We start from the raw sequence: 22,652 nt of genomic DNA on the forward strand, positions 1-22,652 counted from the left end.
CCCTTTGCGTAAAATCCCACAGGTAGTTTCATGTCTCTGGAACAGAATTACACCGCGATTCTCGGCCAACTGGGCGAGGACGTTTCCCGCGAGGGCCTGCTCGACACGCCCAAGCGTGCTGCCAAGGCCATGCAGTACCTCTGCCGCGGTTATGAACAGACCCTGGAAGAAGTCACCAACGGTGCCTTGTTCAGCTCCGACAACAGCGAGATGGTGCTGGTCAAGGACATCGAGTTGTACTCGTTGTGCGAACATCACCTGCTGCCTTTCATCGGCAAGGCTCACGTGGCCTACATCCCGAGCGGCAAGGTGCTGGGGCTGTCGAAAGTCGCGCGCATCGTCGACATGTATGCGCGTCGCCTGCAGATCCAGGAAAACCTCAGCCGCCAGATCGCCGATGCGGTCCAGCAAGTGACTGGCGCCCTGGGCGTGGCGGTGGTGATCGAGGCCAAGCACATGTGCATGATGATGCGCGGTGTGGAAAAGCAGAATTCCTCGATGATCACCTCGGTGATGCTCGGCGAGTTCCGGGAAAACGCCGCCACTCGCAGCGAATTCCTCAGCCTCATCAAGTAATCCGTCGCACGAAGAAAACCGGCATTGATCGCCGGTTTTTTTTCGCCTGTGAAAAATCAGGTAAGCTGCGCGCCCTCTTCTTCCCTGCCGCGAGGCTTAATACCGTGATCGTCAAAGCGCTTCGGGTTGGCTTGGGCCAGCTCATCATCTTCATCGACTTCATCACCCGCCCGGGCAAGAAACAGCGCCCGACCGAGGCCCAGGCGCAGGTCGAGCAGGCCGCTCGCAGCCTGACGCTGTATCAGTTCCACGCCTGCCCGTTCTGCGTGAAAACCCGCCGCACCCTGCGCCGCCTCAACGTACCCGTGGCCCTGCGCGATGCGAAAAACAACGAGCAGGATCGCCAGGCCCTGTTGGAGCAAGGCGGCCGGATCAAGGTGCCGTGCCTGCGGATTGAAGAAAATGGCGAGACCACCTGGATGTATGAGTCCAAGGTGATCATTGATTATCTGGATAAGCGGTTCTCGGCAGCCTGATAGTTTTCTAGTGCGACGACTGGCCTCATCGCGAGCAAGCTCGGCTCCCACAGGGGACAGTGGTGGATACAAATCCAGCATTCACCAAGGCCCACTGTGGGAGCGAGCTTGCTCGCGATGGGGCCCGGACAGCCACCGCAAAGCCCCCTGATATCAGGCTGCCTTTGCAGCCAACGCCTCCCGCACCACCCCCGCCAACCGCTTGAGCCCTTCATCCAACCGCGCCGGATCGATGTGGCTGAAGTTCAAGCGCAAGTGCCCCGGATGCTGGTCCGGTTCAGGGAAGAACGGTTCCCCCGGCATGAACGCAACGTCGGCCGCCAGCGCGGCGGGGAGCAAGGTGCGGGTGTCCAGCGGTTGCCTGAGAGTCAGCCAGAAAAACAACCCACCCTGGGGCACGCTCCAGTCCGCGATGTCGGCAAAATGCTTGTGCAGCGCCGCCTGAAAGCGGTCGCGACGATCCCGATAGAAATCCCTCAACTCACTCAAATGGCTGCGGTACTGCTCGGTGCCGATCCATTGCAGCGCCTGCCATTGGCCGATGCGATTGGTGTGCAGGTCCGCCGACTGCTTGAGCCGCAGCAGGTGCGGGAACAGATCCGGGCTGGCGATCAGGTAGCCCACCCGTAGCCCCGGCAACAGGGTTTTCGACACGGTGCCGGTGTAGATCCAGCTGGCCTTCTTCAAGCGACTGACAATTGGCGTGGCACTGCCGCCATCGAACGTCAGCTCGCGGTAGGGTTCGTCCTCGATCAGGGTCACGTCGAACTCGTCCAACAGCGCCGCCACCGCATCGCGCTTGGCTTCGCTGTAGCGCACTGCCGAGGGGTTCTGGAACGTCGGGATCAGGTAGATGAACGCTGGCCGATGCTGCTCCAGCCGGGCCCGCAACTGTTTCAGGTCTGGGCCGTCGGCCTCCAGGGGCACGGTGATGCAGTCGGCGCCGAACAGCTGGAAAATCTGCAACGCCGCCAGATACGTCGGCGCTTCGAGCATCACTTGCGTACCGACGTCGATGTGCAGCTTGGCCGCCAGGTCGAGGGTTTGCTGGGAACCGCAGACAACCAGCACCTGACTCGCCTCACAAGCCACACCCAGCGTCCGCGCCTGGGCCGCCAGGGCTTCGCGCAGGGCGGGTTCGCCTTCGCTCATGCCGTACTGGCCCATGGACAACGGCATGGCCGCCCATTCCACTTTCGGCAACATGGCTTCGGCCGGCAGGCCGCCGGCGAACGACATCACTTCAGGGCGCTGCGCTGCCGCGAGGATTTCTCGAATCAAAGAACTTTTGAGGCGCGAGACACGTTCGGAAAAAGCCATGGAGGTCACCTGTAGCGGGGCACGGGAATAATGAGTCAAACTGGTTGACCGAAATTACGCCGACCTCTGTGGATACGTCAATATGCTTGACCTTAAAAACCCGACTTCCCAACAAATGGCCATGGAAGCGTTTTTCTTCGGTTACCAGGCGTTCACCGCCAAGGCCGATGAAATGCTCGAGCGCCGCGGGTTGAGCCGGGTGCACCAGCGCATCGTTTTTTTCATCGCCCGCTACCCGTCATTGAGCGTGAAGGAATTGCTGGCGGTGCTCGGGGTGAGCAAGCAGGCGCTGAACATGCCGTTGCGGCAGCTGATGGAAATGCACCTGGTGAACAGCGTCGCGTCCGAGACCGACAAGCGCAAGCGGCTGCTGGAACTGACGGCCGAGGGCGAGCGGTTCGAGCAGGCGTTGCGGCGTGAGCAGGTGAAATTGCTGGAGCGGGTGTTTGCCGAGGCCGGGGAAGCGGCGGTGGATGGGTGGTTGGCGGTGAATCTGGGGCTGGGAAAGGGTCAGGTGGCTGTCGACTGAGTTTCCTCTGCAAGCTGTGTATTGCCCGGTCTATCGCCATCGCGGGCAAGCCTTGCTCCCACAGAGGGTCCCAGCGGACACCTGCTGGAAGCAAAACTGTTCCCACAGAGGGTCAGTGGACGCCCGCCGTGGGAGCAAAGCTTGCTCGCGATAGCGTCCGCCAGGGCGATATATCCCTATCGCCCGACATTTCGTCGACAACACAGAAAACATTATTTGCTTTATTTGTATACAAAAGCATAATTCGCTTCGTGCGAGTTCCTGACCAACAGGTCAACATACTTCGCCAGCCTTACCTGCCTCAGCGCATCGCAGCCACCCCCAGGGCGTGTGCGGTGCTGGAAATAACAATAAGACTCTTGAGGAGTACTCGCTGTGGAAAGCCGCAAACCCGAAGCCCGGACGCTGGACCTCTCGCCGCCACTACGCAGTGGCTGGCTGGAGCGCATCTTCAAACTCAGCTTGCATGGCACCACGGTGAAGACCGAGCTGATCGCCGGCCTGACGACCTTCATCACCATGGCCTACATCATCTTCGTCAACCCCAACATCATGGCCGACGCCGGCATCGATCACGGTGCCGCGTTCGTCGCCACCTGCATCGCCGCGGCCCTGGGCTGCCTGTTGATGGGACTGTACGCCAACTGGCCGGTGGGCCTGGCGCCAGGTATGGGCTTGAACGCATTCTTCACCTACACCGTGGTCGGCACCATGGGCTACAACTGGGAAACTGCGTTGGGCGCGGTATTCGTTTCCGGTGTGTTGTTCATGGTCCTGACCCTGTCACGGGTGCGGGAGTGGCTGCTCAACAGCATTCCGGTGAGCCTGCGGTTCGCCATGGGCGCGGGGGTCGGGTTGTTCCTCGGGCTGATCGGCCTGAAAACCGCCGGGATCATCGTCGACAGCCCCGCCACCCTGATCAAGCTCGGCTCGTTGCGTGAGCCCGGTCCATTGTTGGCCGCAGTGTGCTTCCTGATGATCGCCGTGCTCAGTTATCACCGCGTGTTCGGCGCAATCCTGATCAGCATCATCGCCGTGACCCTGGCCGGTTGGGGCCTGGGATTGGTGCAGTACAACGGCGTCATGTCGACACCGCCGAGCCTGGCCCCCACCTGGATGGCGATGGACGTGGCCGGTGTGTTCAACGTCAGCATGATCAGCGTGGTGCTGGCCTTCCTGTTCGTGCACATGTTCGACACCGCCGGCACCCTGATGGGCGTTGCCCAGCGCGCCGGCCTGGTGAAAGCCGATGGCAAGATCGAGAACCTGTCCCGCGCCTTGAAAGCCGACAGCGCCTCCAGCGTATTTGGCGCCATGGTCGGCGTGCCGCCGGTGACCAGCTACGTGGAAAGCGCCGCTGGTGTGGCCGCCGGTGGCCGCACGGGGCTTACCGCGGTGACCGTCGGTGTGCTATTTATTGCCGCCATGTTCTTCGCACCGCTGGCCGGGATGATCCCGGCCTACGCCACGGCCGGGGCCTTGATCTACGTTGCCATGCTGATGATGGGCGGCATGGCCCACATCGAATGGGACGAGGCGACTGACAGCATCCCGGCCATTGTCACGGCCATCATGATGCCCCTGACGTTCTCGGTCGCCGACGGTATCGCACTGGGTTTCATCACCTATGTGGTGCTCAAGGCAGGCACCGGTAAGCACAAGGAAATCTCCGTCAGCCTGTGGGTGCTCTGCGCGATCTTCATCGCCAAGTTCATCTTCTTGTAAGCGGCACCGTATTCACCCGCCTCACCCAATGGGTGAGGCTTTTGTACATCAGGAGCAAAGCAATGAATCTGGAAACCTGGCTGTTGTTCAGCGGTGCCGCCTTGGTGGTGATCCTCATCCCCGGCCCGTTGTCGTTGTTGATGATCGGCAATAGCCTGAACTACGGCCTGCGCCGCTCGTATCCGGCATTCCTGGGTGGCGTGATCGCTTCGATCTGCCTGCTGAGTGCCTCGGCGCTGGGGCTCGGTGCGTTGTTGATGGCGTCGGAACAGCTGTTCAGTGCCCTGAAGATTGTCGGTGCCCTGTACCTGTTTTACCTGGCCTGGCAGAGCTGGCAGCAATCACGCCAACCGTCCCAAGGCGCCGACGTGCCCCAGGCCGCAGCCGTCCCGCGCTTTCGCGCCCTCTTCGGCCGGGCGTTCGTATTGGGCGCCAGCAACCCGAAAGACATCCTGTTCTTCGCCGCTTTCCTGCCGCAATTCTTGAGCGCCGAACAAGCATTCCTGCCACAACTGCTGATCATGATCGCCACCTGGACCGTACTCGACCTGCTGTGCAAATTGGCCTACGGCCTTGGTGCCCATGGCGCGGCGCGGTATCTGCGTACGGGGAAAGGCCAGGGCTGGTTCAACCGCATCAGCGCAGGATTATTTGGCGGTGCGGGCGCAGCCTCCTTGTTGAGCCGCTAAAAAAGCAAAAGCATCGCGAGCAAGCTCGCTCCCACAGGTTTTTTGTGAGCGGCAAAATCCAGCGTGGGAGCGAGCTTGCTCCGGGCGGCGATCCGACGATGAGTCCCTCCCAGACAGCCCATTTCCACGGACGAAAAAAAGCCCGCAGTGTGAGCGGGCGAAAAACCAAAGAAGCGCCATGCGCAGTCGCTTCCAGGACAAGGCAGCTGCTTGGGGGTCAGCTGCCCCGATAGGTGGAATAGGCGTAAGGCGAAATCAGCAGGGGTACGTGGTAATGATCCTGCTCGGCCGAAATGCCGAAGCGCAGCACCACCACATCCAGGAACGCCGGCTCGGACAACTGGACACCACGGGCGCGGTAGTAATCGCCGGCATGGAATTGAATCTGATAGACGCCCGAACGGTAGTCATCCCCTTGCAGCAGCGGCGCGTCGCAGCGACCATCGCTGTTGGTCAGCGCACTGGCGACCAGTTGCAGTTGCGAACCTTCCACGCGGTACAACTCGACCTTGATCGAGCTGCCTGGGCAGCCGTGTGCAGCATCCAAAACGTGAGTAGTCAAACGTCCCATTGATTGTGCGCGCCTCGCTGCTGTGCAGTCCGGCCCGACGCCTCCTGAATCAGTTGAAAGACAGGCCGCACCGTTTCGGAGCACGAAACGCCACGGCGATGAGCGAATTAAGACATTTTAAAATAAAATTGTACACAATAAAAAACAGATATTTAGTCCATGCGCGTTCCGACAAAGGTTCCTGCCCAATCTCAAGCCAAACCAGCGGATACACCATTCTTCCGGCCATTAATTGACCAGATGGGCAGGTTTCTTGCAGTGTAGACAAACCGGGGACAGCGGTAAAAAATGCAAAAAATCAGGCTTACAAATCGCACATAAAGTTGTATACAATCACTCCATCGTCGTGACGCCAGCCCATGATCCATCATCAGGGCGCCACCCACATGGTTCGAACAAGAAGGAAAACTGCAGTGAGCGCTGACTACCCACGCGACCTGATCGGTTACGGCAGTAACCCTCCCCATCCCCAGTGGCCGGGCAATGCCCGCATCGCCCTGTCCTTCGTGCTCAATTACGAAGAAGGCGGCGAGCGCAACATCCTGCATGGCGACAAGGAATCCGAGGCGTTCCTCTCGGAGATGGTCGCGGCGCAACCGCTGCAGGGCGAGCGCAACATGAGCATGGAATCGCTTTACGAGTATGGCAGCCGTGCCGGGGTCTGGCGGGTCCTCAAGCTGTTCAAGGAATTCGATATCCCGCTGACCATTTTCGCCGTGGCCATGGCCGCCCAGCGCCATCCGGACGTGATCCGCGCCATGGTTGCCGCCGGTCACGAAATCTGCAGCCACGGCTATCGCTGGATCGATTACCAATACATGGATGAGGCCCAGGAACGCGAGCACATGCTCGAAGCGATCCGCATCCTCACCGAAATCACTGGCGAGCGTCCGCTGGGTTGGTACACCGGTCGCACCGGCCCCAATACCCGCCGGCTGGTCATGGAGGAAGGCGGTTTTCTCTATGACAGCGACACCTACGACGACGACCTGCCCTACTGGGAACCGAACACACCCCACGGCAAGCCGCACCTGGTGATCCCGTACACGCTGGACACCAACGACATGCGCTTCACCCAGGTGCAGGGTTTCAACAAGGGCGATGATTTCTTCCAATACCTCAAGGACGCCTTCGACGTGCTGTATGCCGAAGGCGCCGAAGCCCCCAAGATGCTCTCCATCGGCCTGCACTGCCGCCTGATCGGCCGCCCTGCCCGCCTCGCGTCCCTCAAGCGCTTCCTTGAATATGCCAAGGGTCATGAACAGGTCTGGTTCAGCCGTCGTGTCGACATCGCCCGCCACTGGCAACAGACTCACCCGTGCCCGCAAGCTTCGAAACCAGGAGCTTCGAAATGACTGCCTTCCAGACCCTCAAGCCATCCACCTTGAGCCGTGAAGCCTTCGTCCGGGCTTTTGCCGATATCTATGAACATTCGCCATGGGTCGCCGAAAAGGCTTTCGACCTGGGCCAGGACCCGTCGATCGACCAGATCGAAACCCTGCACCAGCGCATGAGCGACATCCTGTTGAGTGCCGATCAAGCCAGCCAACTGGCCCTGATCAACGCTCACCCGGACCTGGCCGGCAAAGCCGCCGTCCAGGGCCAACTGACCGAAGCCAGCACGAACGAACAGGCCGGCGCCGGTATTCACCAATGCACGGCCGAAGAGTTTCAGCGCTTCACCGAGCTGAACGACGCCTACAAGGCCAAGTTCAAGTTTCCCTTCATCATGGCGGTAAAAGGCAGCAACCGGCATCAGATCCTCGCGGCGTTCGAAACACGCATCCATCATTCGGTAGACACCGAATTCAAATGCGCGCTGGCAGAGATCAACAAGATCGCGTTGTTCCGACTACTGACCCTTTAGCAAGCAGTCCTGAGCCCCAGATCCTGCAGGCATCCCCAGCCAACTTATTTAAAGGCAGACAAGAAGAATGAAAGCTTACGCCGTACCTTTCGAGAAGTTCGTCAACCTGGCCGACGCCCGCCTCGGCACCAAGATCATTTCGGTCACCGATGACTGGTTCGCCGACGCCAACCGTTTGTTCCAACCGACCCCGGCCGTATGGAAGGAGGGCGTGTTCGATGACAACGGCAAGTGGATGGACGGCTGGGAATCGCGGCGCAAGCGCTTCGAAGGCTATGACAGCGCGGTGATCCGCCTGGGTGTGGCCGGCTCGATCAAAGGCGTGGACATCGACACCTCATTCTTCACCGGTAACTACCCACCGTCGGCCTCCCTGGAAGCCTGCTTCCTGACCGAAGGCGAGCCAGACGAAAACACCCAGTGGACTGAAGTGCTGTCGGCCGTCGAGTTGCAAGGCAACAGCCACCACTATCACGAAATCAGTAACGACCAGGCCTTCAGCCACCTGCGCTTCAACATCTACCCCGATGGCGGCGTGGCCCGGTTGCGGGTCTATGGCATTCCGTACCGCGACTGGTCGGCCGTCGGCGACAATGAACAGATCGACCTGGCTGCCGCCCTCAATGGTGGCCGTGCCCTGGCCTGCTCCGACGAACACTTCGGCCGCATGAGCAACATCCTCAACCCGGGTCGTGGCGTGAACATGGGCGACGGCTGGGAAACCGCCCGTCGTCGTACCCCGGGCAATGACTGGGTGATCGTCGCCCTGGGCCATGCCGGCGAGGTCGAGAAAGTCATCGTCGACACCCTGCACTTCAAGGGCAACTATCCCGACAGCTGCTCGATCCAGGGCGCGTTCGTCAAGGGCGGCACCGACAGCCAGATCGAAACCCAATCGCTGTTCTGGCGTGAGCTGCTGCCGAGCCAGAAGCTGGAAATGCACGCCGAACACACCTTCGCCGAGCAGATCAAAGCGCTGGGGCCGATCACCCACATCCGCCTGAATGTGTTCCCGGATGGTGGCGTGAGTCGCCTGCGGGTGCTCGGCAAGGTGTCGAAGTAAGATTGCGATGATCGTTCCCACGCTCTGCGTGGGAATGCATACCGTGACGCTCCGCGTCACAGTGGACGCGGAGCGTCCATGGCGGCGTTCCCACGCAGAGCGTGGGAACGATCAAACTCAAAAGATTAAGAAGACCAGCATGCGCACACTCAAGATCGAACCGTTGACCAAAGAAGCCTTCGCCCCGTTCGGTGACGTGATCGAAACCGACGGCAGCGATCACTTCATGATCAACAACGGTTCGACCATGCGCTTCCATCACCTGGCGACGGTGGAAACCGCCACGCCGGACGACAAGGCGATCATCAGCATCTTCCGCGCCGACGCGCTGGAAATGCCGCTGACCGTGCGCATGCTGGAGCGCCATCCGCTGGGCAGCCAGGCGTTCATTCCGCTGCTCGGCAACCCCTTTCTGATCGTGGTCGCGCCACTTGGCGATGCACCTGTATCAGGCTTGGTCCGCGCCTTCGTCACCAACGGCAGGCAGGGCATTAATTACCATCGCGGCGTCTGGCACCACCCGGTGCTGACGATCGAAAAGCGGGATGACTTCCTGGTGGTTGATCGCAGTGGCACAGGCAATAACTGCGATGAGCATTTTTTCCAAGAGGATGAGTACTTGATCCTCGCCCCCCACCAATAAGAGAAGGTCCGATCACGCGAAGACAAGCGTGACGGGCGAGAGGTAAAGACTGTGGAAGCACATATGCTGGAATGGCTGAACCTGAGCGTGCGCTGGGTTCACATGATCACTGGCGTGGCCTGGATCGGCGCGTCGTTCTACTTCGTCTGGCTGGAAAACAACCTCAATCGCGTCAACCCCAGGAGCGGCCTGGCCGGTGACCTCTGGGCCATCCACGGTGGCGGCATCTACCACCTGGAAAAATACAAACTCGCGCCTCCCTCCATGCCGGACAACCTGCACTGGTTCAAATGGGAAGCCTACTTCACCTGGATGTCCGGCATCGCGCTGTTGTGCGTGGTGTTCTATTGGAACCCGACCGTCTACCTGCTGGCCCCCGGCAGCAGCCTGAGCGGGCCCGAAGGCGTCGCCCTGGGCCTCGGTTCGTTGCTCGTCGGCTGGTTCGTCTATTCCTTTCTTTGCGACTCGGCCCTGGGCAAGCGCCCTGCCCTGCTCGGCGTGATCCTGTTCGTGCTGTTGATCGCCGCGGCCTACGGGTTCAGCAAGGTGTTCAGCGGTCGCGGCGCCTACCTGCACGTCGGGGCGGTCATCGGGACGATCATGGTCGGCAACGTGTTCCGCATCATCATGCCGGCCCAGCGTGCGCTGGTGGCGGCCATCGCCGAGAACCGCACACCCGATCCTGCACTGCCGGCCAAGGGTCTGTTACGTTCGCGCCACAACAACTACTTCACCTTGCCGGTGCTGTTCATCATGATCAGCAACCATTTCCCGAGCACCTACGGCAGCCAGTACAACTGGCTGATCCTGGCCGGGATCGCCGTAGCGGCGGTGTTGGTGCGCCACTACTTCAACACGCGCCATGACAGCAACCGCTTTGCCTGGACGCTGCCGGTCGGAGCCCTGGCGATGATCTGCCTGGCTTATGTCACAGGTCCCAAGCCCATGCCCACCGCACCGGAGGTGGCCAAGGCTGCTGGCGTGATCGAGTACCAACCGTTGCCGGAAACGGCAGTGGGTGGTGGCGCAAAACCGGCGACGGCCCCCGCCGCACCGACAGCGGCGCCCACCCAGGCCGCCAACGCCCAGGGCCCTTCATTCGAGAAGGTCCACAGCGTGATCCAGGAACGCTGCTCGGTCTGCCATTCGGCCAAGCCCACCAGCCCGCTGTTCAGCGCCGCACCAGGTGGGGTGATGTTCGATACGCCAGAGCAGATCCAGCAACAGGCCGCGCGCATCCAGGCCCAGGCCGTGACCAACCAGATCATGCCCCTGGGCAACATCACCCAGATGACCCAGCAGGAACGCGACCTGATCGGCGCGTGGATCAACCAGGGCGCGCGGACCAACTGAGCCGCGCCCCAAATTCGCCGCGAATGCGCCGTTGCAGGGCACTTGAGCCCGTCAGGGCAAGCCCGTACCCTGCGCGGCCGTTCGCATCCGAGCACTGTAAAAAATCATCGAATCCTGACCGAGGCGCCAGCTTATCCCAGCATCACGGGGATATCGGGTGTCTCTGGAAAACACCTTTTTCGACTGTTCCAAATAGCTGGACGAGCCTTTTTTGACCTTGGCTCAGCTCTTGCTATCAGCACTGGCCACAAGCAAAAAGCTGACCGAACGGATGTTTTTTATCCGAGGAAAAAGGCGCCACACCAGAGCGCTGACCTGAAAAAAAGCGGTACCACTTACCTTTGGGAGCAAACCGAATGAAACGTACGTGCACCAGCCTGATACTCGCAGGAGCCTTGTTGGCCGGCGGCCAAGCGATGGCCGACGACCTGTTCCAGTGGCAGAACAACAGCCTGACCTACCTGTATGGCAAGGATTTCCAGGTCAACCCGCGCATCCAGCAGACCGTGACCTTCGAACACGCCGACGCCTGGAAATACGGGGACAACTTCTTCTTCCTCGATCGGATCTTCTACAACGGCCAGGACGACAGCCAGTCCGGCCCGAACACCTACTACGGTGAGTTCAGCCCACGCCTGTCGTTCGGCAAGATCTTCGACCAGAAGCTGGAACTGGGCCCGATCAAGGATGTGCTGCTGGCCATGACGTATGAGTTCGGCGAAGGCGACAACGAGTCCTACCTGATCGGCCCGGGCTTCGACCTGGCGATTCCCGGCTTCGACTACTTCCAGCTGAACTTCTACAACCGCCAGACCGAAGGCCCACGCGCCGGCGACAACGTCTGGCAGATCACCCCGACCTGGGCCTATACCATCCCCATGGGTTCATCCGACCTCCTGATCGACGGTTTCATCGACTGGGTGGTGGACAACGACACCAACTCCAAGGGCACCTACCACGCCAACTTGCACATCAACCCGCAGATCAAATATGACCTGGGCAAGGCATTGAAGCTCGGCGCCAAGCAGTTGTATGTGGGCGTGGAGTATGACTACTGGAAGAACAAGTACGGGATCGAAGACAGCGACGGGTTCAAGACCAACCAGAGCAATACCAGCTTCTTGCTGAAGTACCATTTCTGACCTGACTGAGCCTCAGGTTCAGAGCTCACCACAAATCCCTTGTGGGAGCGGGCTTGCTCGCGAAAGCGGACCATCAGCCAACATCAATGTTGAATGTTCAGTCGCCTTCGCGAGCAAGCTCGCTCCCACATGGGTTTGTGTGTTGGACCCAGTTTCAGCGTCCACCGCAAAATCTCCTGTGGGAGCGAGCTTGCTCGCGATGGCGGTGGACCTGCTTACATCCCTTATGCCAACCCCAAAAACCGACTCAACGCCTCACGCTGCGCCAACGCATCCTGGCGTCCCAGCTCGATCAGTTCGCTGCAATACCCCGACTCGAACAACAGGTAACTCAGCACCCCTGCGCCACTGGTCTTGGTCGCGCCCGGCCCGCGCAGGAATAACCGCAACGCACGGGGCAGTTCCTGGCGATGGCGGGCGGCGATTTCGTCGATCGGCTGGCTCGGGGAAATCACCAGCACGTCTACCGGCGCCGCGCCGAGGGCGTGGGCCGGTACGTCATCGGGCAGCAGGTGACTGAACCCATTCAGGCGCTCAAGCAACTCGATGTCGCTTTCCAGGCTGTCAATGAACGTGCTGTTGAGCATATGGCCGCCGATCTGCGCCAGGGTCGGTTGCAGGCCGGTGTAGCTGCGCTCGGTGGGATCCTGCCCGCCAGCACCACGGGGGTTGCCGCTGACGCCGATCACCAGCACCCGATTGGCCCCCAGGTGCAAGGCCGGGCTGATGGGCGCCGATTGCCGTACCGCGCCGTCACCGAAATATTGCGGGCCGATCCTGACCGGCGCGAACAACAAGGGAATCGCCGAGCTGGCCAGCAGGTGCTCCACCGATAACTGCGTCGGCACTCCGATACGTCGATGGCGCAGCCAGGCATCGATGGTCCCGCGCCCCTGGTAGAAGGTAACGGCCTGGCCGGATTCATAACCGAACGCCGTCACCGCCACCGCGCGCAGTTGCTGCTCGACAATGGCCTGCTCGATGCCCGAGGCGTGGAATTGGGCCTGGAGCAGTTCGCGCAACGGCGAACTGTCGATCAGCGCCACCGGTAACTTGGCCCCCAGGCCCAACAGACTGTGGGTAATGAAACGCGTCGCCTGGGCGATCACGCCCCGCCAGTCGCTGCGCATGACCTGATGGCTGCGCACCGCTTGCCAGAACGCCGTCAGCCGCTCGATGGCGGTCTTGAAATCCATCGCCCCGCTCGCCAGGCTGACTGCGTTGATCGCCCCGGCCGACGTGCCGACGATCACCGGGAACGGATTGTCCGCACCGTCCGGCAACAATTCGGCGATGGCCGCCAGTACGCCCACCTGATACGCCGCTCGAGCCCCACCGCCGGAAAGAATCAAACCTGTAACCGGTTCAGCTGGGGTCATCGCAATGCTCCGTGCTCAAGGTGCTGCTGAAAAATGGCGGACTACCGACTCAACCGCGTTTGTCGTACAGCTTCGGCTCGCCCGGTGGACGGCTCTTGAAACGCCGGTGGGCCCAAAGGTATTGCTCGGGACAATCACTCACCGACTGCTCGACCCACTGGTTGATGCGGATGCAATCGGCCTCCTCGGTCTCACCCGGGAAATCCGTCAGCGGGGCCTGGATCACCAGGCGATAACCGCTGCCGTCGGCCAGGCGTTCCTGGATGAAGGGCACCACCAGCGCCTTGCCCAGGCGGGCGAACTTGCTGGTGGCGGTGACCGTCGCGGCCTGGATGCCGAACAACGGCACGAACACGCTCTGCTTGGCGCCGTAATCCTGGTCCGGCGCATACCAGATCGCCCGCCCGGCCCGCAGCAGCTTGAGCATGCCGCGCACGTCGTCACGCTCCACGGCCAGGGAGTCGAGGTTGTGCCGCTCGCGGCCGCGGCGTTGGATGTAGTCGAACAGCGGGTTCTTGTGCTCGCGGTACATGCCATCGATGGTGTGCTGCTGACCGAGCAAGGCCGCGCCGATTTCCAGGGTGGTGAAATGCAGTGCCATCAGGATCACGCCCTTGCCCTCGCGCTGGGCCTGCTTGAGATGCTCCAGCCCTTCGACATGGGCCAGTTTCGCCAGGCGCGAACGCGACCACCACCAACTCATGGCCATTTCGAAAAAGGCGATGCCGGTGGAGGCAAAGTTTTCCTTGAGCAGACGCTTGCGTTCGGCGGCGGACTTTTGCGGGAAACACAGTTCCAGGTTGCGACGGGCGATGCGCCGTCGGTCGCCGGCTACTCGATACATCAGCGCGCCCAGTGCGCGACCGACCCGCAGCAACAACGGATAAGGCAATTGAACGATCAGCCACAACAGGCCCAGGCCGCACCACAGCGGCCAGAAACGCGGATGAAAAAATGCAGCTCGAAAACGCGGGCGATCCATTACAGCTTCCATTAGGACATGGGCCGCGCATTCTACATTGTTCGACCCGGGTTGCGGCTGGCGGACGATCTCGTTATAAGTCTCGGCACTTTTAGTGACAAGCCGTTGTACGCCGACCATGAGCCAAACCGAACCGCTAGACCAAGATCCCGTGTTCCAGCTGAAGGGCAGCATGCTCGCCATTACGGTGCTGGAGCTGGCCCGCAACGACCTGGAAGGCCTTGACCGGCAGTTGGCGGCCAAAGTCGCCCAGGCCCCGAACTTCTTCAGCAATGCACCGCTGGTGCTGGCCCTGGACAAGCTGCCGGCCGGCGAAGGCGCGGTGGACCTGCCAGGCCTGATGCGCGTTTGCCGCCAGCACGGCCTGCGCACCCTGGCGATCCGCGCCAGCCGCATCGAAGACATCGCCGCCGCCATCGCCGTGGACATTCCGGTGCTGCCGCCGTCCGGCGCCCGGGAGCGCGTGCTGGAGCTGAGCCCGGTCGAAGCCAAGAAAGCCCCGGAAAAACCACCAGAGCCCACCATCAAGCCGACGCGTGTCATCACCTCGCCAGTGCGCGGCGGGCAGCAGATTTATGCCCAGGGTGGCGATCTGGTCATCGTGTCCTCGGTCAGCCCGGGGGCGGAACTTCTCGCCGATGGCAACATCCATGTATACGGCCCGATGCGCGGTCGTGCGCTGGCCGGCGTCAAGGGCGATACGAAAGCCAGGATCTTCTGTCAGCAATTGAGCGCTGAACTGGTCTCCATCGCCGGGCAGTACAAGGTCTCCGAGGATTTGCGCCGCGATCCGTTGTGGGGGGCCGGCGTTCAGATCAGCCTGTCGGGCGACGTGTTGAACATCATTCGGCTTTAACGGATACTGCCGCATTTTCCAAGCATCTCTAAAACGAGCGAAAACGGCTTAAACGACGTAGGAAAAAGGATCAGGCAGTGTTTACCGGAGGTAGACCCCGCCCGACATCCGATTCCAGCCAAGCCTGTCCAATTGCAGCAGTTTTCCAGAGATGTTTTTCAGGGGCTGAAAAAGTCCTTTTTCCTTAGGGGTGAAACACCTTGGCCAAGATTCTCGTGGTTACATCCGGCAAGGGTGGTGTGGGTAAGACCACCACCAGCGCCGCTATCGGTACCGGCCTCGCTCTGCGCGGCCACAAGACAGTCATCGTCGACTTCGACGTCGGCCTGCGTAACCTGGACCTGATCATGGGTTGCGAGCGTCGCGTGGTCTACGACTTCGTCAACGTGGTCAACGGCGAAGCGAACCTGCAGCAAGCCCTGATCAAGGACAAGCGCCTTGAGAACCTCTACGTGCTGGCCGCCAGTCAGACCCGCGACAAAGACGCGCTGACCCAGGAAGGCGTGGAAAAAGTCCTGATGCAACTCAAGGAAGACTTCGAGTTCGTGGTGTGCGACTCCCCGGCCGGTATCGAGAAAGGTGCCCACCTGGCCATGTACTTCGCTGACGAAGCGATCGTCGTGACCAACCCGGAAGTGTCGTCGGTGCGTGACTCCGACCGCATGCTGGGCCTGCTGGCGAGCAAATCCCGTCGCGCCGAGAAGGGCGAAGAGCCGATCAAGGAACACCTGCTGCTGACCCGCTACAACCCGCAACGGGTCAGCGATGGCGAAATGCTGGGCGTCGAAGACGTCAAGGAAATCCTCGCCGTCACCCTGCTGGGTGTCATTCCGGAATCCCAAGCGGTACTCAAGGCCTCCAACTCCGGCGTACCGGTGATTCTCGACGACCAGAGCGACGCCGGCCAGGCATACAGCGATGCCGTCGATCGCCTGCTGGGCAAAACCGTGGAGCATCGTTTCCTCGATGTAACGAAGAAAGGTTTCTTCGAGCGCCTGTTTGGAGGTAGGTAATGAACCTTTTTGACTTCTTTCGTGCCAACAAAAAGCCCAGTACCGCCTCGGTCGCGAAAGAGCGTCTACAGATCATCGTGGCGCACGAACGCGGCCAACGCAGCACCCCTGACTACTTGCCGGCCTTGCAGAAGGAACTGGTGGAAGTGATCCGCAAATACGTCAACATCGGTAGCGATGACGTGCACGTGGCACTGGAAAGCCAGGGCAGCTGCTCGATCCTGGAACTCAACATCACCCTGCCGGATCGCTGATAGATCCTGCGGGAGCCACGGCGGCTCGGGTCCTGGAGTCCTTCCCACAGGGTTAGGAAAAAAGGCCCGAGCCGCCGTTGGCGTTTGTAACGAGACTGTTTTCAATGCCCCTGTCCAACATCCGCATCATTCATCAGGACGACGCCGTCCTGGTGGTCGACAAGCCGACCCTGTTGCTCTCCGTGCCCGGCCGGGCCGACGACAACAAGGACTGCCTGATCACCCGCCTGCAGGAAAACGGCTATCCGGAAGCGCGAATCGTGCACCGACTGGACTGGGAAACCTCCGGCATCATCCTGTTGGCCCGCGACCCGGACACCCATCGCGAACTGTCCCGGCAATTTCATGATCGCGAAACCGAAAAAGCCTACACGGCACTGTGCTGGGGCCAACCGGAACTGGACAGCGGCAGCATCGACCTGCCCTTGCGCTATGACCCGCCGACCAAACCTCGGCATGTGGTGGACCATGAGCACGGCAAACACGCCCTGACCTTCTGGCGCGTGCTGGAACGTTGCGGCGATTGGTGCCGCGTCGAACTCACGCCGATTACCGGGCGCTCGCACCAATTGCGCGTGCACATGCTGTCCATCGGTCATCCGCTGCTGGGCGACGGACTCTACGCCCACCCGCAGGCCCTCGCTGCCTGGCCGCGCCTGTGCCTGCACGCCAGCATGCTCAGCTTCACCCATCCGCAAAGCGGCGAGCGCTTGCGCTTCGAGTGCCCGGCACCGTTCTAGATTGCTTCCCCATGGAAAATGGCTTCATCCGATAAAGGCTTGGCATGCAGGTTATTGATTTTCAGGAAACACCCGTCAAAAAAGTTCGGCACCAACTGCTGTATCTGGTCTATGGCGACAAGGACGCTTATCGCCACGAGGCCAAGTTCAGCATCCTGACCGCCCTCGCCCACGGCAATCCGTCGACCCTGCCCACCATCAGGATCCTGACCGACCGGCCTGAGGATTATCAGGGCTGGCCGGTCGAGACCCTCGCGCTGAGCCCGCAGTTGCTGACAGAGTGGCGGGGCAATAACGGTTACATTCACCGGCGCAAAGCCTGCGCCATCGCGGCCAGCCTGACGCTGGCGGAAAAAACCCTGTTCGTCGACACCGACACGCTGTTCCTCGCCGATCCCAACCTGCTGTTCAAGCAAATCCAGCCAGGGCAGTACCTGATGGACAGCTTCGAATACAACTGGGACTACGTCTGCAAGCGCGAGGATTACCTCAAGCTAGGTACGCACCTGCGCCGCCACGGCATCACTCCGGACAACAGCTTCAAGCTCTACAACAGCGGGCTATGCGGCGTGACCGACAACGACGCTGCGCTGCTGGGCCAGGCCGTCGGGCTGATCGATGAATGGACCGAAGGTGGCTTCGACATCCACACCATCGAACAGATCGCGATCTCGTTCACGCTACGCAACCAGACCATTAACGAAACCAACAGACACGTTTATCACTACTTCGCCGAGAAACGCTTCTTCCACACCATGCAGGCGCACTTCTTTGCCCAACACGGCGAGGCGTTCAGTACGCAGTTGGTCAAGCGCTGCCATGACGTACCGCGCACCCGGCCTTTCCCGTCGGCCGGACGGCGCCTGAAGATCAAATGGAAATTGCGCCACCAGCGCGGCGCCTTACGCAGGATCGGCCGTGACCTGCTGTATGGCAGCGCGGCACCGGAGCATCCTTACTACAACCTTTGCCGGCACCATTGGTGGGATTCGGCATCGCGGGAGATTCTTCGCCTGGACCCGGAGCGCCAGCAACAGCTGTTCGGCCAACTGGAACACTGGCCGCAGCACCTGCCCGAACCGTCCAGGGCGCGAGACAAGCCAATCATCATGGCCTACCTGCGCGAGCGACTTGGGGTATCGAGGTAATCAAGGACATTGGACACAAGCGCCATCAGGGATTGGGCCTGCAACGCTTGTCGTCGATAGGTTAAACTGCCGCCCATCGCTGTCTGGAGCTACTTATGCGCGCAGAGTTGAACCAGGGCCTGATCGACTTTCTCAAGGCCTCCCCTACCCCGTTCCATGCCACCGCCAGCCTTGCCAAGCGCCTGGAGGCGGCAGGCTATCAGCGTCTTGACGAACGCGAGACCTGGGCCACCGAGGCCAACGGTCGCTATTACGTCACGCGCAACGACTCCTCGATCATCGCCTTCAAGCTCGGCCGCAACTCACCGTTGCACGATGGCATCCGCCTGGTCGGCGCCCACACCGACAGCCCCTGCCTGCGGGTCAAGCCGCAGCCGGAACTGCAACGCCACGGGTTCTGGCAACTGGGCGTGGAAGTCTACGGCGGTGCATTGCTGGCGCCGTGGTTCGACCGGGACCTGTCCCTGGCCGGGCGCGTGACCTTCCGTCGCGATGGCAAGGTCGAAAGCCAGTTGATCGATTTCAAGGCACCGATCGCCACGATTCCGAACCTGGCCATCCACCTCAATCGCGAAGCCAACCAGGGCTGGGCCATCAACCCGCAGAATGAACTGCCGCCGATCCTTGCCCAGTTCGCCGGGGACGAGCGCGTCGATTTCCGTGCCGTGCTCACCGATCAACTGGCTCGCGAACACGGCCTGAATGCCGACGTGGTACTCGATTACGAGTTGAGTTTCTACGATACGCAAAGCGCTGCGGTCATTGGCCTGCACGGCGATTTCATCGCCGGTGCGCGCCTGGACAACCTGCTGTCGTGCTACGCCGGCCTGCAAGCGTTGCTGAACGCTGACACCGAAGAAACCTGCGTGCTGGTGTGCAACGATCACGAAGAAGTCGGCTCGTGCTCGGCCTGTGGCGCCGACGGCCCGATGCTGGAACAGACCCTGCGTCGCCTGCTGCCCGAAGGTGAAGAGTTCGTCCGCACCATTCAGAAATCCCTGCTGGTGTCGGCGGACAACGCCCACGGCGTGCATCCCAACTATGCCGACAAGCACGACGCCAACCACGGCCCCAAGCTCAATGCCGGCCCGGTGATCAAGGTCAACAGCAACCAGCGCTACGCCACCAACAGCGAAACCGCCGGGTTCTTCCGCCACCTGTGCATGGCCGAAGAAGTGCCGGTGCAGAGCTTCGTGGTGCGCAGCGACATGGGCTGTGGCTCGACCATCGGCCCGATCACCGCCAGCCAGTTGGGCGTGCGCACCGTGGACATCGGTTTGCCGACCTTCGCCATGCATTCGATCCGCGAACTGTGCGGCAGCCATGACCTGGCGCATCTGGTGAAGGTGCTGAGCGCGTTCTACGCCTCTCGCGAATTGCCATAACCGCCCCGAAGGCATGATGAACCCTGTGGGAGCAAGGCTTGCCCGCGATGAAGGCGACTCGATTTCTGGAAAGACCGAGTCGCCTTCATCGCGAGCAAGCTTTGCTCCCACACAGCTTTGCTCCCTTACAGTTTTCTTCCCACACAGTGTTTGCCTCGGGAATGAGGGCGATGTGACATACATCAGCACACCCCGGCAAAACCCCAACTAGACTGGCCTTATCCTTCCCCGACAAGGCTGTCGCCATGATCTCGATGTCTTCGTTCAACGCCATGCTGGTGCCCATCGTTGCAGGCATGATCCTGCTGGCCATCGGCTTCAACTTCCGTGACAAGAGCGTCGGGGTCTTTGCCATGTGGATCGGCATGTTGTTGATCCTCGCCACGGTGGTGATCAAGATCCTGAGCAAGCTCAACGAGTCGCTCTGACCCTGCCTCAGGCTGCGGGCGATTGTTCCTGCACAGGTTGCTCCGGCACATCCACGCCGACATGGATCGCATCGTGTCGCCAGAACTCCAGGTCGCAATCGATCAGCCGCTGATGCTGGTCATAGTTGACCCGTGCGATGCGAAGCCCGGGGCTGCCCACCGAGACCTTCAACGCCGCTGCCGCTTCCAGCTGTAAAGAGGTGGGCACGATTTCAAACTTCACCCGGCCGTAGTGCAGGTCGTAATGGCGGGCGTACAGCTCGGTGATGGACTGGTTGAGGTCAAACCCCAAGATGTCCGGAAAATACTGCGGGTTCAGGTAGTGCTCGACGTACAGCACCAGCCGCTCGTCGATACGCCGCACGCGGCAGATCTGGATCACGCTGGACAACGCCGGCAGTTGCAACCAGGCACACACCGCCGCCGAGGCAGGTTGCAGGCGCGCCGAGATCACTTGGGTAGAAGGCACACGCCCCTGGGCTGCGACCATGGCGTGGAAATGGCTGCGCTGCATCAGGTTGTAGGCCAGGCGCGGCGGCGAGACGAACCAGCCCCGGCGCTCCTCCCGATAAATCTGCCCCTGGGCTTCGAGCTGCAACAACGCCTCACGCACGGTAATCCGCGTGGTCCCGAACAATTCACTGAGCTTGCGCTCGGCCGGCAGCTTGCTACCGGGCGCCAGCAACCCGTGGTCGAGTTGCTCTTGCAGGACCTGTCCGATGGCTGTCACCGCTTTGGTTGCATCGATGCGCATCAACGTTACCTATCTGGACTAGACCAGCACTGTTTCGGGGCAAGATCGACTGTCCATCGATCCGCTTCTTGGTCCAGCAAGCCTAGGCACTGCACATGACTGGCAGATGACAGAGCCGCCGAACGGTCGTTTTGCAAGCGTGCAAATTAACGGCCAAGTCCTTTCAGATCAGCTATTTAACCATGGTCTACGCTTAATTCGCAGGCAACCTCCACGAGCCGGGCATTTCCTGGACCCTCCAACACCGACATCAAAATGTCACAGGGCTCGCCTACATTGGCTCAGGTATTGCTGACCTAGACCAACACAACCGCAATCGCAGCGTTGAAAACGCCCATAGGAGCTTCGGATGAAACAGCTTTTCCTGGCATCACTGTTAGGCTCGACCATTGCCATGTGCACCGCCGCCATGGCCGCTGACACCGATCTGAAAACGTTGGAAGCCGCTGCGAAAGCGGAAGGCGCCGTGAACAGCGTCGGGATGCCCGATGACTGGGCAAACTGGAAAGGCACCTGGGACGACCTGGCCAAGGTCTACGGCCTGAAACACATCGACACCGACATGAGCTCGGCCCAGGAAATCGCCAAGTTCGCCGCCGAGAAAGACAACGCCAGCGCCGACATCGGCGACGTCGGTGCAGCTTTCGGCCCGATCGCGGTCAAGCAGGGCGTGGTTCAACCCTACAAGCCAAGCACCTGGGAACAAGTCCCTGCCTGGGCCAAGGACAAGGACGGCAACTGGGCATTGGCCTACACCGGCACCATCGCGTTCATCGTCAACAAGAAGCTGCTGCACGGTTCCGAAGTACCAACCAAATGGGCGGACCTGAAGACCGGCAAATACAAAGTCTCCATCGGTGACGTGAGCACCGCCGCCCAGGCCGCCAACGGCGTGCTGGCCGCGGCCCTGGCCAACGGCGGTAACGAGAAGAACGTCCAGCCGGCGCTGTTGATGTTCGCCGAGATCGCCAAGCAAGGGCGCCTGTCCATGGCCAACCCGACCATCGCCACGATGGAAAAGGGTGAAGTCGAAGTCGGCGTGGTCTGGGACTTCAACGGCCTGAGCTACAAGGCCAAGATGGCCAACCCGGATGACTACATCGTGCTGATTCCGTCCGACGGCTCGGTCATCTCCGGCTACACCACCATCATCAACAAATACGCCAAGCACCCGAACGCCGCCAAGCTGGCTCGTGAGTACATCTTCAGCGACGCCGGCCAGATCAACCTGGCCAAGGGCAACGCCCGTCCGATCCGCGCCGAGCACCTGACCCTGCCGGCAGAGGTCAAGGCCAAGCTGCTGCCGAACGAGCAGTACAAAGGCGTGACCCCGATCAAGGACGCGGATGCTTGGGAGAAGACTTCCAAGGCACTGCCGCAGGCGTGGAATGAACAAGTCATCGTCGAGATGAAGTGAGGCGCTAGCTCCCGCTCGGATATCCACTGGGCACCCAACTGTAGAAGCGGTCCCTGTGGGAGCAAAGCTTGCTCGCGATAAACGATGACACGGTCTTGAAATTGCACCGTGTCGCCAGCATCGCGAGCAAGCTTTGCTCCCACAGGCCTGCTCTTACAGTGGAGCTTGGAGGATTCGAGTTTTCTGGTATCTGCCCGGAGTCCCGGTACCCATGAAGCACAACGTCATCCTGGTGGTGCTCGACGGTCTCAACCATGAGGTCGCCCGGCATGCCATGGGGCATTTGCAGGCTTACGTCGGCGCAGGACGCGCGGCCCTCTACAAACTGGAATGTGAGTTGCC

General features: G+C 60.9%; 24 protein-coding genes and 1 pseudogene. 20 read left to right on the forward strand and 5 right to left on the reverse strand.

Translation table 11 applies throughout. The features are described from left to right. Nucleotides 1-30 precede the first annotated feature (30 nt). Together folE and KGA89_RS19940 are read left to right on the forward strand one after the other, a co-directional pair. The gene (gene folE / locus KGA89_RS19935) at nucleotides 31-576 is read left to right on the forward strand and encodes a GTP cyclohydrolase I FolE (RefSeq protein WP_003204506.1); all 546 of its coding nucleotides are present in this window, start codon (nucleotides 31-33) and stop codon (nucleotides 574-576) included. 104 nt (nucleotides 577-680) lie between these two features. Further along, nucleotides 681-1,052 carry a glutathione S-transferase N-terminal domain-containing protein gene (locus KGA89_RS19940; protein ID WP_003204508.1) on the forward strand — a complete coding sequence of 124 codons (372 nt, stop codon included), beginning with the start codon at nucleotides 681-683 and terminating at the stop codon, nucleotides 1,050-1,052. Nucleotides 1,053-1,205: 153 nt separating this feature from the next. Here KGA89_RS19940 and KGA89_RS19945 read toward each other — a convergent pair whose 3' ends face one another. After that, entirely contained in the window at nucleotides 1,206-2,372 is a 1,167-nt protein-coding gene (locus tag KGA89_RS19945) for a PLP-dependent aminotransferase family protein (protein ID WP_223472364.1), read from the reverse strand. Between the two features lie 82 nt (nucleotides 2,373-2,454). On the opposite strand from KGA89_RS19945, the gene KGA89_RS19950 reads away from it, so the two are divergent. From KGA89_RS19950 to KGA89_RS19960, 3 genes are all read left to right on the forward strand, one after another. Next, nucleotides 2,455-2,901: a MarR family winged helix-turn-helix transcriptional regulator gene (locus tag KGA89_RS19950; RefSeq protein WP_057452451.1), complete on the forward strand. Its 447-nt coding sequence runs from the start codon at nucleotides 2,455-2,457 to the stop codon at nucleotides 2,899-2,901. A 375-nt stretch (nucleotides 2,902-3,276) separates the two neighbouring features. Next, nucleotides 3,277-4,626 (forward strand): NCS2 family permease, encoded by a 1,350-nt coding sequence (locus KGA89_RS19955; protein WP_003204513.1) that lies wholly within the window; start codon nucleotides 3,277-3,279, stop codon nucleotides 4,624-4,626. A 62-nt stretch (nucleotides 4,627-4,688) separates the two neighbouring features. Beyond that, nucleotides 4,689-5,315 carry a LysE family translocator gene (locus tag KGA89_RS19960; RefSeq protein WP_003204515.1) on the forward strand — a complete coding sequence of 209 codons (627 nt, stop codon included), beginning with the start codon at nucleotides 4,689-4,691 and terminating at the stop codon, nucleotides 5,313-5,315. Nucleotides 5,316-5,532: 217 nt separating this feature from the next. On the opposite strand, the gene uraH is transcribed toward KGA89_RS19960, so the two are convergent. Beyond that, the gene (gene uraH / locus KGA89_RS19965; RefSeq protein ID WP_014339674.1) at nucleotides 5,533-5,886 is read right to left on the reverse strand and encodes a hydroxyisourate hydrolase; all 354 of its coding nucleotides are present in this window, start codon (nucleotides 5,884-5,886) and stop codon (nucleotides 5,533-5,535) included. 413 nt (nucleotides 5,887-6,299) lie between these two features. Here uraH and puuE point away from each other — a divergent pair, with 413 nt between their 5' ends. The 6 genes from puuE to KGA89_RS19995 all read left to right on the forward strand — a co-directional run bounded on the left by puuE (nucleotide 6,300) and on the right by KGA89_RS19995 (nucleotide 11,954). Then, complete coding sequence (gene puuE, locus KGA89_RS19970; RefSeq protein WP_003204523.1) at nucleotides 6,300-7,241, forward strand: allantoinase PuuE; 942 nt, start codon at nucleotides 6,300-6,302, stop codon at nucleotides 7,239-7,241. Then, the gene (gene uraD / locus KGA89_RS19975; RefSeq protein ID WP_223472365.1) at nucleotides 7,238-7,753 is read left to right on the forward strand and encodes a 2-oxo-4-hydroxy-4-carboxy-5-ureidoimidazoline decarboxylase; all 516 of its coding nucleotides are present in this window, start codon (nucleotides 7,238-7,240) and stop codon (nucleotides 7,751-7,753) included. The genes puuE and uraD overlap by 4 nt, the downstream gene beginning before the upstream one ends. Before the next feature lie 67 nt (nucleotides 7,754-7,820). Further along, on the forward strand, nucleotides 7,821-8,816 hold the full coding sequence (alc, locus tag KGA89_RS19980) for an allantoicase (RefSeq protein ID WP_003204527.1): 996 nt from the start codon (nucleotides 7,821-7,823) through the stop codon (nucleotides 8,814-8,816). Between the two features lie 139 nt (nucleotides 8,817-8,955). Continuing rightward, complete coding sequence (locus KGA89_RS19985; RefSeq protein WP_223472366.1) at nucleotides 8,956-9,459, forward strand: ureidoglycolate lyase; 504 nt, start codon at nucleotides 8,956-8,958, stop codon at nucleotides 9,457-9,459. A 51-nt stretch (nucleotides 9,460-9,510) separates the two neighbouring features. Next, entirely contained in the window at nucleotides 9,511-10,812 is a 1,302-nt protein-coding gene (locus KGA89_RS19990) for a urate hydroxylase PuuD (protein WP_223472367.1), read from the forward strand. 356 nt (nucleotides 10,813-11,168) lie between these two features. Beyond that, nucleotides 11,169-11,954 (forward strand): outer membrane protein OmpK, encoded by a 786-nt coding sequence (locus tag KGA89_RS19995; RefSeq protein ID WP_214509621.1) that lies wholly within the window; start codon nucleotides 11,169-11,171, stop codon nucleotides 11,952-11,954. A 224-nt stretch (nucleotides 11,955-12,178) separates the two neighbouring features. Here the strand turns inward: KGA89_RS19995 and KGA89_RS20000 are convergent, their stop codons facing one another. Both KGA89_RS20000 and KGA89_RS20005 read right to left on the reverse strand, forming a co-directional pair. Continuing rightward, entirely contained in the window at nucleotides 12,179-13,333 is a 1,155-nt protein-coding gene (locus tag KGA89_RS20000; protein ID WP_223472368.1) for a patatin-like phospholipase family protein, read from the reverse strand. A 49-nt stretch (nucleotides 13,334-13,382) separates the two neighbouring features. Further along, nucleotides 13,383-14,315, reverse strand: coding sequence for a lipid A biosynthesis lauroyl acyltransferase (locus tag KGA89_RS20005; protein WP_003204537.1), 933 nt, complete (start codon nucleotides 14,313-14,315; stop codon nucleotides 13,383-13,385). Nucleotides 14,316-14,433: 118 nt separating this feature from the next. Between KGA89_RS20005 and minC the strand changes: the two genes are divergently transcribed. The 7 genes from minC (at nucleotide 14,434) to KGA89_RS20040 (ending at nucleotide 20,139) form a co-directional block, all read left to right on the forward strand. Beyond that, complete coding sequence (gene minC, locus KGA89_RS20010; RefSeq protein ID WP_003204540.1) at nucleotides 14,434-15,171, forward strand: septum site-determining protein MinC; 738 nt, start codon at nucleotides 14,434-14,436, stop codon at nucleotides 15,169-15,171. 200 nt (nucleotides 15,172-15,371) lie between these two features. After that, entirely contained in the window at nucleotides 15,372-16,184 is an 813-nt protein-coding gene (minD, locus tag KGA89_RS20015; protein ID WP_003179114.1) for a septum site-determining protein MinD, read from the forward strand. Continuing rightward, nucleotides 16,184-16,438 (forward strand): cell division topological specificity factor MinE, encoded by a 255-nt coding sequence (gene minE, locus KGA89_RS20020; RefSeq protein WP_003179111.1) that lies wholly within the window; start codon nucleotides 16,184-16,186, stop codon nucleotides 16,436-16,438. The genes minD and minE overlap by 1 nt, the downstream gene beginning before the upstream one ends. Nucleotides 16,439-16,542: 104 nt before the next feature. Further along, nucleotides 16,543-17,178: an RluA family pseudouridine synthase gene (locus tag KGA89_RS20025; protein WP_013694041.1), complete on the forward strand. Its 636-nt coding sequence runs from the start codon at nucleotides 16,543-16,545 to the stop codon at nucleotides 17,176-17,178. A gap of 44 nt (nucleotides 17,179-17,222) precedes the next feature. Then, nucleotides 17,223-18,326 (forward strand): hypothetical protein, encoded by a 1,104-nt coding sequence (locus tag KGA89_RS20030; protein ID WP_223472369.1) that lies wholly within the window; start codon nucleotides 17,223-17,225, stop codon nucleotides 18,324-18,326. A gap of 95 nt (nucleotides 18,327-18,421) precedes the next feature. After that, a complete protein-coding gene (locus tag KGA89_RS20035) occupies nucleotides 18,422-19,711 on the forward strand; it encodes a M18 family aminopeptidase (protein WP_014339686.1) in 1,290 nt (429 codons plus the stop codon). A 245-nt stretch (nucleotides 19,712-19,956) separates the two neighbouring features. Beyond that, the gene (locus KGA89_RS20040) at nucleotides 19,957-20,139 is read left to right on the forward strand and encodes a hypothetical protein (RefSeq protein ID WP_003204546.1); all 183 of its coding nucleotides are present in this window, start codon (nucleotides 19,957-19,959) and stop codon (nucleotides 20,137-20,139) included. A gap of 7 nt (nucleotides 20,140-20,146) precedes the next feature. On the opposite strand, the gene KGA89_RS20045 is transcribed toward KGA89_RS20040, so the two are convergent. Then, complete coding sequence (locus KGA89_RS20045) at nucleotides 20,147-20,893, reverse strand: UTRA domain-containing protein (protein ID WP_223472370.1); 747 nt, start codon at nucleotides 20,891-20,893, stop codon at nucleotides 20,147-20,149. Between the two features lie 349 nt (nucleotides 20,894-21,242). Between KGA89_RS20045 and KGA89_RS20050 the strand changes: the two genes are divergently transcribed. Both KGA89_RS20050 and KGA89_RS20055 read left to right on the forward strand, forming a co-directional pair. Continuing rightward, nucleotides 21,243-22,310 (forward strand): ABC transporter substrate-binding protein, encoded by a 1,068-nt coding sequence (locus KGA89_RS20050; RefSeq protein ID WP_003204550.1) that lies wholly within the window; start codon nucleotides 21,243-21,245, stop codon nucleotides 22,308-22,310. 211 nt (nucleotides 22,311-22,521) lie between these two features. After that, a pseudogene (locus KGA89_RS20055) lies at nucleotides 22,522-22,652 on the forward strand (alkaline phosphatase family protein); the annotation flags it as partial.

This window comes from Pseudomonas sp. A-RE-22 (genome assembly GCF_019956035.1).
Classification (GTDB): Bacteria; Pseudomonadota; Gammaproteobacteria; order Pseudomonadales; family Pseudomonadaceae; genus Aquipseudomonas; species Aquipseudomonas brassicacearum.